Below are 14524 nucleotides of genomic sequence, written 5' to 3'. Positions count from 1 at the left end.
GCGGTGGTTCGAGTGAATACGACCGAGCAGTACAAGCAGAACAAACACCCCCTCGACGTCATCGACGACGTCTACGAGTACGCCGAGGACGGACTTTCCTTCGAGGAAATCGAAGAGCGCGCCGGCGGCGGCGAGTGGGAGCGCCTGAAGTGGGCCGGCATGTACGCCCAGAAACAGGAGGGATACTTCATGATCCGGACGAAGGTCCCGGGCGGGAAGCTCACGCCCGAGCAGGCCGCGGTCATCGGTGAAGTGACCGACGACCTGGCCGTCGCTCCCGAGGAGTACGGCGGCGAGGAGCAAAACGAACTCTGGGGCGACGCCTACCTCGATATCACGACCCGACAGGACATCCAGAAACACTGGATCCGGATCGAGGACGTCCCGGAGATGTGGGACCGCTACGACGAGGTCGGCCTGACGACGGTCCAGGGCTGTGGCGACTCGGCCCGGAACGTACTGGGTTGTCCCGCGGCCGGCATCAGCGACCACGAGTGTTTCAACGCACAACCGGTCGTCGACGCCGTTTCGGAGTTCTTCACGGGCAATCGCGAGTACGCGAACCTGCCACGGAAGTTCAAGCTCACAATCACGGGCTGTGCCCACGACTGCGCGCAGTCCCAGATCAACGACATCGGCCTGGTTCCCGCGAAGAAAGAACTGGGCGGCGAGTACCACTACGGCTTCCACGCCCGCGTCGGCGGTGGCCTCTCCGACGGCCCGCGGATGGCCTCCGAACTCGACGTCTTCATCGAGCCCGAGGACGCCGTCGAGTTCTGTCGCGCCGTCGCCCAGACGTTCAAGGAACTCGGCGACCGCAACAACCGCGGCGTCTGTCGCATGCGCTACCTCGTCGAGCAGATGGGCCCCTCGGCGTTCGAGGAGGCGGTCCGCGACCGCTGTACCGTCGACCTCCCCGAAAGCGGCGAGGGGCTGACGGAGGGCTACCAGGGCGACCACGTCGGCGTCCACGACCAGAAGCAAGACGGGCTCACGTACGTCGGCTTCAACGTCATCGCCGGCCGCATGGGCGGCGAGGAGTTCGCCGAGGCCGCTCGCGCCGCGAAGGAGTACGGCACGGAGGACGCCTCCGTCCGCCTCGCGACCGACCAGAACTTCCTCATCACGCACATCCCCGAGGAGAACGTCGAGGACCTGCTGGCGGAGCCGTTCGCCCAGGATTACCAGCCGGACCCCGGTGCGTTCTCGCGGGGCGCCGTCGGCTGTACGGGCAACGAGTTCTGTAACTACGCGATCATCGAGACCAAGAAACGAACCAAACGCTGGGCCCGCGAACTCGACGAACGTATCGACGTCCCCGACGATATCGACGCCATCAGGATGCACATGTCCGGCTGCTCGGCCTCGTGTGCCCAGCCCCAGATCGCCGACATCGGCTTCCGCGGCGAGACCGTCAAACTCGAGGACGAGAACAGCACCAACGAGGAAGGCGACAACATCGTCGAGGGGATGGACTTCGGGCTCGGCGGCTCACTGGGCGCCGACAACGAGTTCGTAGACTGGGTAGAGAACGCCGTTCCCGCACAGTCGGTGCTTCCGGCGCTCGAGCAACTCTTTGAGGCCTACGGCGACGAGCGCGACGACGGCGAGCGGTTCTACGAGTGGACCCGCCGCGTCGACAACGAGCGACTCCGACGGATCATGCAAGGGGCCGACGCCCCGGTCGCACGAGGTGTTGCCCATGGGGATTGATAGCGAGACCGACCGAAGGGAGGTCTCGGACAAAGTGAGCGGTGAAACCGCGAGCCGCGAGGACGAGCGAAGCGAGTCCTCGAAGAAGCGAGCGGGAGCAGCGGGATCGAAGCGACGCGAAGATCCCGGGAACTCGAGCGAGAAGCGACACGCGAGCCGCGAGGACGAGCGAAGCGGGTCCTCGGAGCGCAATTTCCCGGGCGTTCCGGAGTCGGACGACGACGACGAAGCGGTTCGGTTCCCCGACGCTGGCAGCGCTGCGCCGCGCTCCCGCGAAGGAAGCGAGCACGCCCGCGACGGCGCCATCGACGCCGGCGGTGAGGGCGAGAGCTGCTCGCCCGACACCTGTACGTGCGGCGAGAAGACGGCTCCCGCGGCCGACGCTGACTCGAGCGGCGAGAAGCGCATCGCCGCGGACGGAGCGGGCGCTGCAAACGTCGACGAGACGGGCGAACTCGGCGACATCGAGTTCACCGAGCCCGCTGAGAACGTGAGCCAGGACGTCTACGACGACGCCCCCGACACGCGCGTCGGCGTTCCCGAGGGCGTCGACCTCGACACGCCGGAGTACTCGATCCGCTCGGAGATGAACGACATCGAGACGCCCGACGAGAAGACCTGGTTCATGGAACTGGACGAGGCCGTCATCGGCGACGGCCGTTGTATCCAGTGTGGGACCTGCGTCGCCGCCTGTCCCTCCGACTCGATCGGCGTCGGCGAGGACGACCTTCCAAAGCTCGTCAAGATGTGTACCGGCTGTTCGCTCTGCTGGGACTTCTGTCCCCGCGGCGGCCTCCGGTACGAACGCCAGTGGAAGATCACCGGCGGCGATGACAACGTCAAAGGCGCCGGCGACCCGATCACGGAGTTCTCCGCGACGGTCGAGGACGACTGGACCGACGCCGCTCAGGACGGCGGCGTCGTCACCGGCATCCTCGCGACGTTACTCGAGGAAGGCGAGATCGACGGCGCGCTGATCGCAACCGAATCCGAGGACGAACCCTGGAAAGCCGAGAGCTTCCTCGCGACCACGGAAGAAGAACTCATCGAGAATGCGGGCACCGTCTACAACCAGACGCTCGCACTGGGGAACCTCGACCTCAAACAGTGGGAGCACAAGCTTCCCGACAAAGACTGGGACGACCTCGCGCTCGCGCTCGTGGGGACGCCCTGCGAGATCGAAGGCCTCCGCGCGCTCCAGGACTTCGAGTGGGACTACCAGAAACAGAACGAGGGCATCCGCGCGGTCGAGTACACGATCTCGCTGATGTGTACGAAGAACTTTAACTACTACAGCCTCATCGGCGAGCAACTCGAGGAGAAACGCGACGTCTCGCCCGACGAAATCGGCAAGATGGACGTCCTCCACGGCAAGCTGATGGTCTACGATCACGACGGCGAGATGATCGTAGAGGAAGACGTCGAGAACTTCCACGACGCCGCGCTCAAGGGCTGTGACGAGTGTGCCGACTTCACCGGCTTCTGTTCGGACATCACCGTCGGCTCCGTCGGTTCGAGCGACGAGTACTCGAGCGTCATCCTCCGCACCGAACAGGGGATGAACGCGTGGGACCTCACCGAGCCGAAACTCGACTATCACGACCTCGAGGACAAATCGGCGGTCGGCAAACTCCAGGGCTGGGACAAGAAGAAAGCCTTCGAGAGCTTAGCGCGGCCGTTCGATCCCGATGCGCCGCGATTCATCGACTACACCGACCACGCCGAGAACTACGGCACGGCGATGAACCCTCACGATCAGGGACACTAACGACCAGCAAGGCCAGCTTTGCTGAACCATTCAACCAAAGAGATATTCCAGCTGTCTTGCTGAATATAGAACGTATTTGTTGCACAGAGACTATATTATATTTAAAGTAAGGATTAACCAGTACGATTTAGTGGATCTGCCCACTGTGAGGGGAGATGACAGTTTGGCCTGATCCGCCAGTAGCCTTTTCACGATATAATGTATTTTCATATTCGTGTCATACTGTCGGAATTGCGGAACCGAGATCGAGCCAGCGTCCCGCTTCTGCAGCGAATGTGGTGCTGAATTGGATCCATCGCAGGATTCCAAAAGTCATCAGTCACACCAAGCAGAAAATGGCCAGTCCGAAACGGGACCACAGCGGCCCTTACAGGGGGAGCGACCACAGCAGCAGCCATCGGACCCGCCTACCAAAGCCCAATCGTCACAAACGAGCGAAACATCGCAGGTAGGATCAGAACCAACAGATCAGCCGTCCTGGAGCCATCTCTCCGAGATTTCACTTGGAAAGAAGTTGGGGCTTGCCGGTGGGGGTATTACGATTATCGGGGCTTTCCTTCCGTGGTTCTCTGTGGAGTTTCTGGGATCATCAATTAGTAATTCTGGGATCGATGGCGATGGCGTCTTCACGCTGATACTGGCTGTCGTCGCGGTTGTTGTTGTTGGGCGTTCTCGTCTCGGCAGTTGGGGTCGAAAAACCTGGATCGGTGTCACGCTGATTGGTGTATTTGTTGCATTTCTTGCGATGGGGTATATTAACGATCCGTGGATGGGTGTTGACGAAAATCCACCGGAAAATGCTGAAATGTTAGTTGACACTGGTATCGGGTTGTATCTGACGGCTATTGGAGGGATTATGTTGCTTGCGGGGCCACTATACGATAAATACGCTTGATTCTGGTGCGCCGTCAACACTACCGCCAGTCTCGGTGCCACAGACCTCCTGCTGAAACGGTAGTCCGATGATAGGACTGTCGCTCAAAAACCCCTCACCGACTGTATGCAGCCGCTGTATTCAGCAGTCAGTACTTATCATCCATTGAGGATTTCAACGGAGCCGTAAGGCCGTATTCGACCGAACTGGATCCGAGAACCGACTACGTCGTCCGGAGCGTATCGGTACTCGGCTCGTAGACCTCGCCTTTCTGCTTCAACTTCTCGATCTCGTGTTCGGCCTTGGAGTTGTCCATGCCGACCTCTTGGGCCCGATCGAGGACGATATCGACCGGCGCCCCTTCGTCGTACTCCTCTTCGATGTCGCTGATCAGTTGCTTCAGGTTCTTGATCCGGTCGCGCTGGGACTTCGAGGTTCCGGCCTCGACGATGTCCGCGTCGAACTCGCCCGTCTCCGGATCGACGCCGATATCCTGCAGACACGAGCGGACGATCTCGATCACCCGTTCGGCGTCGTGTTCCTCGACCGTATCCGACAGCCGCACGCGAGCGCTCGCTTCCGAGAGGCGAACGAGCGCCTCGAGCTTTCGCGCCGTGACCGGGACGGCGGCGTCTTCGTCGGTCCCCTGCGAGCGAAGATCGACGTAGAAGTCACGGATCGCCTCCCGGGCCGCCTCCGTCATCCGCGGGTGACAGTTCTGTTTCGCGTAGGCGATGTACTTGCGCAGGAGTTCGGCGTCGATCTCGGGATCGACCTGATCGGTCATCTCGTCGATCTCGTCCTGGGTGACCTCCATCTGGTTCATCTGCTCGCGCTGGGTGGTCAACTCGCCCGCGTAGTTGGTCGTGATGATGTGCTCGGCGAGGTTCTTGTCCTTTTCCTCGTCGGGCTGGTCGGTCACCGTGAAGATCAGGTCGAACCGGGAGATCAGGGCGGGCTCTAAGTCGATCTGCTCGCTGATCGGCTCGTAGTGGTCGAAACGACCGTACTTGGGGTTTGCCGCACCCAGCAGCGAACAGCGGGACTTGAGCGTCGCGTTGATGCCGGCCTTCGAGACGGAGATCTTCTGTTGCTCTAAGGCCTCGTGCATGGCACTTCGATCCTCGCTCCGCATCTTATCTAGCTCGTCGACCGCCGCGATTCCCTGATCGGCGAGGACCAGTGCGCCAGCCTCGAGGGTCCACTGCTGGCCGTCGCCGAAGTCGTCGCGAACGGCAGCGGCGGTGAGACCCGCCGAGGACGAACCTTTCCCAGAGGTGTATACGGATCGAGGTGCAATATTTTGGATATACCCTAGCATTTGAGACTTACCGGTACCCGGATCCCCGATAAGCAGCATATGCAGGTCACCGCGAATCCTCGAGCCGTCCGGCAACTCCTTCGTGACCCCCGAAAACAACTGGAGGATCATCGCGAGTTTCTCCTGGTCGTAGCCGTAGATGGAGGGCGCGATGGAAGCGACCATCTTCTCGTAGATGTCATCGTTCGAGGAGAGGCGAACGATCTCCGCTTTGTCCTCCTCGGTGATGTCCATGTCCTCGAACTGCTCTTCGTCGATGTCGACGGACATGCCCTCCATGTAGAAGTCGAACACGGGCGATTTGTCCTGACCGTCGCCCTGTTGCTCGAGGCGGAGGACGCCGGTCGCAGAGACGTGGTCGCCGGGGGTGACTTCGCCGGTGATGTCGTCTTCGACGTGGATGTCGAGCGCCTGGGGTGTCTCCCCGCCGCGCAGTCCTTCGGGGCTCTCCTGAATGCGAAGCTTCTGGGAGTCGACGAACTCCGATTGGTCGAAGTTGACGCGGAAGGGGCCCTGTCGCTCACAGCCTTGACACTCGTGGGGTTCCTGGAAGTCGCCGCTCGATTGGGGAACGCGGGAGAGGGTGCCACAGAGCTGGCACTCGAAGGCGGCTTCCTCGATCTTCGGGCGGACGTCGGTGGCCTTCCGGACGATGCCGTGGACCTGCACCAGCGAGTTCATATCGCGGGCGCGGATCTCCCGGATCTCGGGTGTCTCGGTCTCGGGAAGGTTCCGGATCCGGACGTGGGCCTGTCCGAGGCTGACGTCGATCGGGAGGTCGTAGAGTCGCAGCGCCTCCTCGGCGTAGCGCTGGAGCTGTTCGGGCTGATTCAGAAAGTCGTCGGCGAGGTCGGGATCGTACCGGTAGAGATCTTGCCAGTCGACGTGGAGCGAGCGCTGCTCGTTGGGATACTGCTGCGCAAGCTGCTTGATTTCGTTGTCGTAGTAGTTGCGGAAGAACTGCTCGAATGCGTCGACGAGTTCCGTATTTCCCGCTTGCGCCATTGCACTGTCATAGGGGCGCCACGCGGTATAAATGTGGGCAAAGCGGGGCGAAACTGAACTGAGCCGAACTGGTCGCGGCCCTCGAGCGTCGGTTCACGGAGAGGGTCGACGCTGTCGCTCGGCACAGATACATTACAGAAGGTGGTGATCGGTATTGCGGGGCCACGTCGCCTGTTGAGTTCGGCCGCGGCGCTTCACGCCGGGCCACACACGCCGGATCCCTGTAGTCCGAGCCGCCGTGGCCACGGTGTCTCATTTCGTTCCCTCGAGTATGTATGTACGGCCAATCTGTTTTGGTATCTGAGGTGAACGTCACGACATCGAGCAGATACGTAGCGAAGCAGTGGTGGCGTTTCCGCCGAGCGTCGATTACCGCGAGCGTCGCTCCACGCGGGAGTCTTCCCCGAGTCCGTCGGAGGCGACGCCCAGCGTCGCGATCGAACGAATCGCTTCCTCGACGGTGATATCGACGTCGTGGACGCGTTCTTCGGGCATGTGCATAACGAACCCATTGGTGGTCGGGTTCGGACCCAGCGGAACCATAATCGTCACCATCGCCTCGTCGTCGACGCGCTCTTCGACGACCGGCGGCGTCTCAGCGGTGAGAAAGCCGAGCATGTACGCGTTTCGGTGGGGAAACTCGACGAGTTTGACGTCCTTGAACTGATCCGTATCGTCGTCGACCAGGAGCTTGCTCGCCCGGCGAATGCTCTCGTAGATCGCACTGACGCCGGGAATCGTCTCCATCGTCGCGTGAACGCGCTGGGAGATGTACCGTCCCGGGGTGTACTCGGCGGCGATACCGACCAGCAAAAAGAACGCGACCAACGACAGCAGCGTCGCCGACTGGACGATCACCGTCGGCGGGTCGTTCGGCCAGACGTAAATGACGCCCTGAACGACCGGATCCATGATTCCGAGGACGAAATCCACGACGACGATGAGGAGGATGAGCGTGATCACGAGCGGAATCGTCAGCGCGATCCCGTTGACGAGCCAGCGCTTGACGCGTGACTGGAGACCTCCTCGAGGAGACGCCATACGGACGGGATAACTCGTACCAGCGGGGAAGCCGTTCGGCTTGCATTGATAGTCTCTACAGGCGACGGGTTCGCGGTGCCGGCCGTCGGCCGCTGTATCGCTCGGCGTGTCGACTCGAACCGTTCCGTACGCTGTTTTCGATCTGTACCCTCATGGATACCGGAGTAAATGGTTCACTGAACAGTCGTAACTATTGAACCGGTGTGAACGAAGCGACTCGAGTTATAGGGTGAGCGCGTACGGTCGTCGTACAGCACGCTATGAATCGGAACGAGAGCCAGCGGACGATCGTCATCTGTGCCGACTGCGGGTCTATCTGTGCCGGCAACGTAACGCCGGATGGGACGGTTCGGAGCATCGGACGCCCGGACGGTTGTGACTGCGGCAGCCGGGAGTTCGTGCTGCCGACCGACTCGTCTGTCGGGTAGGGGGGAGACGACTGAGCTCGGGCGGGCCAGCCGGCATGACGCCAGGTTCGGCAACGGAACGCCCGACGAGATCAAGAGCACCGTGCTCGAGCACAGCGACGGCCAGCCGGGGAACCTCAAGATCTATCGAGAGTACCACGAGAAGCTTCGGCGAGCGAACGGCTGGGACTGTTTCGTCGTCTACCGTCCACGCGGCAGAAGCGGTTGTACTGTCGTCCAGGACAAGATGGGTCGCTCGAGCGATCTCCCGCTACTGCGTTGGCGCGGTGGCGGCGATCACCGCGGGACCAAGCAAGCCAAGATTGGAATTAGTGATATCTTCTAACAGTAGGCAGGTCCCGATTTCCACGTTCAAATTGGCCGTAAAACTCGAGACAAGTACAGAGTAAAAATCCATCAAAGAAACCGTTCGTCAGCTTGTTTTGATCGAATCGTTGACTCCGAAGCGGTGAGCCACCCGGTATCGGCGTCAGATGGAACGTCGAACTCTGGAACAAATGGCTTAATGTCCAGCAATGGTGTCTGATCGACGACATCGATACCGGTGACGGTTACCATTTCTTCTTTGATCGATTCGATCCCGACAACAGAGAGACCGATTGGATTCGGCCGCTGCGGAGCTCGTGTAGCAAATATTCCCCGCTGTTCGTCATCGAGGAACGGTTCGACCTCCAGAGGGGCAGTGTCGTCAGACACATGGAAATGATACAATACGATACAGTGCGTAAATCCGTCGAGATCTTTGAGTCCATCTGCGTACGCTTCTTTGAGTTCGATAGTCCCCTCCACAGCAGCGTCTCCGACCGGTTGGATAGGCATCCCATCTGGTGATTCGAAAGGTGTCCGGATTACTCCTATCGGCTCGTAGCTGAATTGATCTTTGGCCACAACTGATCTTTGGCCACAACTGTAGTTCGGGCTTCGGGTGACAAATCAATTCGTGACCGATACGCAGACGTACTCTGCGCCTTCAGCGCTCCACAACAAGATTGTCCCCTCCCAGTGGTGCTAATGTGATCGACGGTTGCTGCCTGTTCTACATCGAACGTCGTCGCTCTCGTCGAGAGCGTCTCGGCGATCCCTCGGCGCTGCTCGTGCGTGAGGTCGTCGCACTCGAGGAGGCCGGTGAGGACGGCGATGGGATTCCACCACTCGGCGCCGCCACAGCGGTAGCAGACGTGCGTGAACGACGTGCAGTCGCTCGCCTCGAGGGGAGTCGGATCAACCTGCGGGTGCTGATCCATCTCCTCGGGACTAGCGCGTTTGACGTGCGTCCGCCCACAGCCCACGCAGATCGCGTCGACCGGAATCCCTCGGCGGCCAGCGCTCGCGCTCGCCAGTTTGCCCTCGAGGTCGCGATCGGCGTCGACGCTCATCGCGATCCATCCACGGTCACCGACGGGTCGACGCCCGCCGGATCGATCACGTGCGACCAGGTCAGCTTCGCGACCTCCTGTTCCGACCGCGAGCCGCCGACCTCGTACCATCGGCCGGACAGCAACTCGTCGACGAGCGTCGCCGGCACGATCGCGCGGGCGACCTGGGGCAATCCCGGTCGCGGCGGGTAGACCACGAACAGGTACATCCCGCCCGCCTCGAGGAGCTGACAGTGCGCCTGGAGCTTGACGTAGAAGCGTCCGCGCGTCGATCGATCGCCGTCTCGGGTTCGACGAGAACGATGCCGTAGAACGGCAGCGATCGGCTCGCCTCGAGGACGGCCGTTGTCCGCGCGTCGTGCCAGGTGGCGATCCGATCACTGACGTACTCGAGGGCGTCGACCGTCTGCACGATCTCCGCTTCAGGGCGTCACCGCTGGCCTTCGGACTCTCGAGAGCCGAGCGTCGCGAACCCACGACGGACCTCCTCGAGCGCGCCGAATCTCTCGAGCGCAACTTGAACAGAGCCGCTGGGTTGCGGGAACCGATACGTCCTCACACCGCTCGCACTCGTCGCCGTCGACGAGGCGACTCATCGATCACCACCCGTATGTACTGACCAGATGATCGGATAGTCTCGGGATTCTGACGGGCTGTTTATGCTTGTTCGAGAACTACAGGGCGGAGTGAAAGGCGGAGACGATGTGGAAAAATTGGTAATTGTATGTAGGTCGTGCAGTTCCGTATTCGCAGGAAAGCGGGCTTCGGAAGAGAAGCTGCTTCCTATAGGCAGGCCACAAGGGTGCCAATGCGGGTCGGATGTATTCGAACCCGTTACCGATTCTACCAACCAAGGATTTGGTGGCGTATCGGACTGATCAGTACCGCTCGAGGAGTGTCCGTCGTCGGCCCGAACCTCTCGCTGCTCGAGCGCACGCCGAACGTCGGCGTCGGTCGCTTGATGGGCTGGATGGGCTATGGGCGTCTGACTCTCGAGGTCGTAGCGTTCGCTGGCCGGGACGAACTCAGACAGTGGCCTCACCTCCGTGGTGACCCTCGGCAATCTCCGGATCGGGAATCGAGACGTCTTTTCCAACTGCGGACCCGCGGGTCAGGCGTCGGTAGGAATCGCACTCGGAACAGCGGTGGGCACGATCGCTGTTATCTCCGCAAACGCGACAGAATCGGTCGGAAACATGTGCTTCGCAGTGACAGCACGTCGAATCGGTGCCTGCCGACGGCCACGGGGCGACCGTCACGCCGACCACCTCCCGAAGGCGGTCGCTGGTCGGTGTGAGAATCCTGAGTGTGAAGCGGCAAAACGCGCCGCTTCACTTTTATACAGTATGGGATCGCCCGGATTTGAACCGGGGTCACGGGCACCCAAGGCCCGAAGTATACCAAGCTAACCCACGATCCCGTACACCCTACTTCTGGCCGCACCCCATAAAGCGTTTCGTTACGAGCCGAACGGTTTTACCGGTCGCCGTGATACCGGCCGGACACATGACCGGTATCGAAATCCTGCTGTTAGTCCTCGCTCTCGTCGGCGTCCTGATCGCCGCGACCCTCATCCGCGCACTCGCTCCCTTCATCGTCAACGCGATCGCCGGACTGCTGGTGTTGTTCCTCGGCCACGCCGTCTTCGGCCTCTCGATCGCGATCACGCCCGTGGTCCTGTTGATCGTCGCCCTCGGCGGGATCCTCGGCGCGATCGCGGTCATCGTCCTCGCCGCGTTCGGAGTCGCGTTCGTTCCCTGAAAAAAGTCCTCCCGCGCCGTTGCATTCCCGTTTTCCGCTCTCGTTGCCACGCGCAGTTTCGTTCCCGCCGTCCACCTCTCTCCTCCACCCCGACTCTGTACCGACCGACTGTATGCTCACCGACAGCCGGCGCGATCTACCGCCCCAGAAGCCGTGCCACGTCCTCGTCGGTCGCCTCGGCCGCCATCGCCTGCTCGAAGACGAATTCACCGGTGTCGTCGGTCGCGGCAGCACCGTCCTCGTCGGTCTCGCTCCACTCCGCTAACAGCGCCGCGACCTCGTCGTCGGTCGCCTCCGGTACCGATCCCTCGCTGCCCTCCTCGGCGACGACCGCGTCGAAGATCGTCCCGAACGTCGAGACGACGCGATCCTCGTGGTGGCGCGGATCGAAGTGAAAGTGTGCGTACGCGTCAACGCTCGAGAGTCGAGTCGCGAGCACGTAGGTGAACTCGAAGACCGTCTTCGGCGGCGTGTGTCGCAAGAGCGAATCCAGCGAGTCGAAACAGACGCCGAGATCCTCGTCCGCCCAGTGTTTGCAGAATCGGCTGACGGCGACGCCGATCGCGGCGAGATCGGTCGGATCCCGCACCGTATCGACGACGACGGGGGCGTCGAAATCCGACGCCGAGTCGGGCGTCTCCTCGAGCAAGACGTCGCCGACGGTCAGGAGGCCGACGTGGCCGGGTACGCAGTCGGGGTCCGGCCGCTCGGGCTGTTTGTCCGCGAACGAAACCCGTAGATCCGCCGACGAGTCGACGCCGTGGCAAAGCGACTCACAGATGTCGGTCTCACACTGGTGCTCGTGGACGAGCAAGACGTTCGCCGGTGGATCGATCTCGGCTGGGGTGACAGGGTCCATGACTCTCCCGGGCGCTCCCGGCGTGTCACAACGATGGGGCGTCTCGCTCTTTACCGTTCCGGCCGCTGATATGTCGAGCAAAAGCGTTCCGGCCGAGAGTGCGTGGCGGCGAGTGTCACACGGCTCGACTCGAGACCGCAGCCGTCTATCGAACCTGCAGTCGCTTACAGCTCGGTTTCGCGAAGTTCGATGTCGGCGACGAGTTCGTACGGATGGGCGTCCTTTCGGATCCCGTCGACGAGGGTGAAGGCTTCGCCGGGTTCCAGGAAGTGCTGGGTGACGACTTGCCCGAGTGGCGTCGGTTCGAAGCCGTCGATGAACTCGTACTGCAGCAGTTTGCCGAGGGCGTGTTTCGTCGGCACGTCGCCGATCATCCGGTCGTTGAGCGATTTGGCGGCCTTTCCGCCGACGGTGACGTTCGCGAGAGTTTCCTCGACGGCGGCGCCCTCGTCGTAGTGGGTCATCACCGACTCCATCTCTCCTTTCAGGAGCTTGAACGCCACCTCGTCTTCGGTCATCTCCATCGAGTTGTGGTAGGCGGTGTCGGGTTCGACGAGGACGTACACTTTCCCCTCGTCGTGGTAGTCGGGACGTCCCGCGCGCCCGAGCATCTGGTGGAACTCCTGGACGGAGAGCCACTCGATACCCATCGCCAGCGAGTCGAAGACGACCTGCGAGGCCGGGAAGTCGACCCCCGCGGCGAGGGCGGCGGTCGTGACCACGGCGGCGAGTTCCTGCTCGCCGAACTGGCGTTCGACCTGCTTTCGGCGCTTGTAATCGAGGCCGGCGTGGTAGGGCGCCGCGGAGTAATCCAGCTTTCGGGAGATCTCGTGACACCGTCTGCGGGAGTTCGTGAAGATGATCGTCTGCCCGCGATACCCCTTCGAGGACTCGGTGTCGAACTCCCGTCTGACGAGTTTGTTCTCGATGCGGACCTTCTCCTGGCCGTCGGCGAACGTGACGTGGCGCTCGATCGGGACGGGACGCTCCTCGAACTCGATGAGTGTCGACTCGAGCGACGCGGCGAGTTCCTCCGGATTGCCGACGGTCGCGGAGAGATAGACCCACTGTGCTCCTTGGTAGTCGTCCCGTTGCTTCGCCCGTTGTTCACACGTGTACTTGAGCCGCGAGATGAGACCGTCCAGTCGATGCCCGCGCTCTTCTTCCTTGAGGGTGTGGACCTCGTCGATGACGACGGTTCCGATGTCGCCCATGTCCTTGCCCGTCCGCAGGGCGTGGTCGATCCCCTCGTAGGTGCCGACGATGACGTCGGCGTTCGGGTCGAACTGGTTGCCGTCGTCCGTGATCCGACTCGCGCCGACGCGGATGGAGACGTCGACGAGGTGGCCGTACTCGTCCTCGAAATCCTCGTGTTTCTGATTCGCGAGCGCGACGAGGGGGACGAGAAACAGCATCTTCCCCTTGCCGTTCAAGACGCGGTCGATCCCGGTCATCTCGCCGACGAGGGTCTTCCCCGTCGCCGTCGCGGAGACGACCATCTGATCGTCGCCGTCGAAGAGGCCGTTCTCGACGGCCAGACTCTGGACCGGGAGCAGCGTCTCGAATCGGTCCTCGAGCAAGTTCTGCAGGCCCGGATGCAGGGAAAGCGAGTCCACGCGAACGGGGTCGACCTCGTCGGTCGTCGCGGAGATGGTATCGAACTTCGTCAGGTCGGGATCCAGCTCCCCCTTGAGGAGGTTGATGATCCGATCCAGTTCCTGTACCTCGAGCATGAGATCCTCGAGGCGTTCTTTCGCCGCACCCGTCACGCGGCCGCTCGAGCCCGCGTAGGAAAGTTGGCGCTCGAGTTCCTGGCGTGCACAGTCACGACAGATCCAGTCGTTGTCGTCCTTGATCGCCGTTTCGGTCGTGATCGGCGAGTACCGGCCCGCAGAGGCGCAGTAGCGACAGGTCCGGACGGCTTTGGTCTTCTCCTCGAGCTGGTAGCCCGAGAGCATCTCCGTCAGTTCGCGGCGCTTCTCGGGGGCGGTCTGTTCGGAGATGCGGATCCGCTGTGCTCGGCGCGCGAGTTCGACGAACTCGTCGGGCTGGCGGGGTTCCTCGCTCGAGCCGTCTTTCAGGCGAAACTTCGCCGGACGGGGACCCGCGGACGTTTCCGAGAGTCCGAGCTTCGCCCGGAACAGCCGCTTGCCGTCGCGTTCGACGACGACGAGGTAGTCGTCACCCGTCTGATGGCAGAAGATCGTTTCGACGTCCTGGACCTGCTTCGACACGAACGGGAGTAACAGCGTGGCGTACTTGAGCGGTTCGGACTCGGGCTACCGTCCGTTCGTTCACCGTTCCGTTGCGGGTGTTTTGACGCGGTCGCTCCGTTACGGCGGTCGGCATCCGGTCTCCGCGTTCGGTTTCCATCGACG

Annotated in this window: 10 protein-coding genes, 1 tRNA gene and 4 pseudogenes; 6 read left to right on the top strand and 9 right to left on the bottom strand. The window is 61.9% G+C overall.

The features are described 5' to 3' along the window. Nucleotides 1-12 precede the first annotated feature (12 nt). The 4 genes and pseudogenes from C493_RS10355 (at nt 13) to C493_RS23830 (ending at nt 4376) form a co-directional block, all read left to right on the top strand. Nucleotides 13-1713 (top strand): nitrite/sulfite reductase, encoded by a 1701-nt coding sequence (locus tag C493_RS10355; RefSeq protein WP_193787902.1) that lies wholly within the window; start codon nt 13-15, stop codon nt 1711-1713. Further along, nucleotides 1703-3481, top strand: a complete 1779-nt coding sequence (locus C493_RS10350) for a Coenzyme F420 hydrogenase/dehydrogenase, beta subunit C-terminal domain (RefSeq protein ID WP_007259377.1) — start codon at nt 1703-1705, stop codon at nt 3479-3481. Before C493_RS10355 ends, C493_RS10350 begins: the two co-directional genes overlap by 11 nt. A gap of 214 nt (nt 3482-3695) precedes the next feature. Then, nucleotides 3696-3764 (top strand): annotated as a pseudogene (locus tag C493_RS24220) (zinc-ribbon domain-containing protein); the annotation flags it as partial. Between the two features lie 288 nt (nt 3765-4052). Further along, complete coding sequence (locus C493_RS23830) at nt 4053-4376, top strand: hypothetical protein (protein WP_241430892.1); 324 nt, start codon at nt 4053-4055, stop codon at nt 4374-4376. A gap of 202 nt (nt 4377-4578) precedes the next feature. On the opposite strand, the gene C493_RS10345 is transcribed toward C493_RS23830, so the two are convergent. Together C493_RS10345 and C493_RS10340 are read right to left on the bottom strand one after the other, a co-directional pair. Then, nucleotides 4579-6681: a minichromosome maintenance protein MCM gene (locus C493_RS10345; protein WP_007259376.1), complete on the bottom strand. Its 2103-nt coding sequence runs from the start codon at nt 6679-6681 to the stop codon at nt 4579-4581. Nucleotides 6682-7050: 369 nt separating this feature from the next. Continuing rightward, the gene (locus C493_RS10340; RefSeq protein ID WP_007259375.1) at nt 7051-7722 is read right to left on the bottom strand and encodes a DUF502 domain-containing protein; all 672 of its coding nucleotides are present in this window, start codon (nt 7720-7722) and stop codon (nt 7051-7053) included. A 441-nt stretch (nt 7723-8163) separates the two neighbouring features. On the opposite strand from C493_RS10340, the pseudogene C493_RS10335 reads away from it, so the two are divergent. After that, nucleotides 8164-8475 (top strand): annotated as a pseudogene (locus C493_RS10335) (hypothetical protein); the annotation flags it as partial. Nucleotides 8476-8546: 71 nt separating this feature from the next. Here C493_RS10335 and tsaA read toward each other — a convergent pair. From tsaA to C493_RS10315, 5 genes and pseudogenes are all read right to left on the bottom strand, one after another. After that, a complete protein-coding gene (gene tsaA / locus C493_RS10330; RefSeq protein WP_007259372.1) occupies nt 8547-8969 on the bottom strand; it encodes a tRNA (N6-threonylcarbamoyladenosine(37)-N6)-methyltransferase TrmO in 423 nt (140 codons plus the stop codon). A gap of 293 nt (nt 8970-9262) precedes the next feature. Next, nucleotides 9263-9526 (bottom strand): annotated as a pseudogene (locus C493_RS10325) (hypothetical protein); the annotation flags it as partial. After that, nucleotides 9523-10003, bottom strand: a pseudogene (locus tag C493_RS10320) (hypothetical protein). The pseudogenes C493_RS10320 and C493_RS10325, both read right to left, overlap by 4 nt. A gap of 548 nt (nt 10004-10551) precedes the next feature. After that, on the bottom strand, nt 10552-10794 hold the full coding sequence (locus C493_RS23825) for a DUF7563 family protein (RefSeq protein WP_083912400.1): 243 nt from the start codon (nt 10792-10794) through the stop codon (nt 10552-10554). A 79-nt stretch (nt 10795-10873) separates the two neighbouring features. Next, a tRNA-Pro gene (locus C493_RS10315) sits at nt 10874-10946 on the bottom strand. Nucleotides 10947-11032: 86 nt separating this feature from the next. On the opposite strand from C493_RS10315, the gene C493_RS10310 reads away from it, so the two are divergent. After that, a complete protein-coding gene (locus tag C493_RS10310) occupies nt 11033-11287 on the top strand; it encodes a pro-sigmaK processing inhibitor BofA family protein (RefSeq protein ID WP_007259369.1) in 255 nt (84 codons plus the stop codon). A 136-nt stretch (nt 11288-11423) separates the two neighbouring features. On the opposite strand, the gene C493_RS10305 is transcribed toward C493_RS10310, so the two are convergent. Both C493_RS10305 and C493_RS10300 read right to left on the bottom strand, forming a co-directional pair. After that, nucleotides 11424-12146: a DUF7504 family protein gene (locus tag C493_RS10305; protein WP_007259368.1), complete on the bottom strand. Its 723-nt coding sequence runs from the start codon at nt 12144-12146 to the stop codon at nt 11424-11426. A 164-nt stretch (nt 12147-12310) separates the two neighbouring features. Continuing rightward, a complete protein-coding gene (locus C493_RS10300) occupies nt 12311-14380 on the bottom strand; it encodes a DEAD/DEAH box helicase (RefSeq protein ID WP_007259367.1) in 2070 nt (689 codons plus the stop codon). Nucleotides 14381-14524: the final 144 nt, after the last annotated feature.

It is taken from the genome of Natronolimnohabitans innermongolicus JCM 12255 (assembly GCF_000337215.1).
In the GTDB taxonomy this organism is placed as follows: Archaea; Halobacteriota; Halobacteria; order Halobacteriales; family Natrialbaceae; genus Natronolimnohabitans; species Natronolimnohabitans innermongolicus.
The sequence above is the reverse complement of the archived record's forward strand: the minus strand, read 5'-3'. Positions and strand labels throughout refer to the sequence as shown.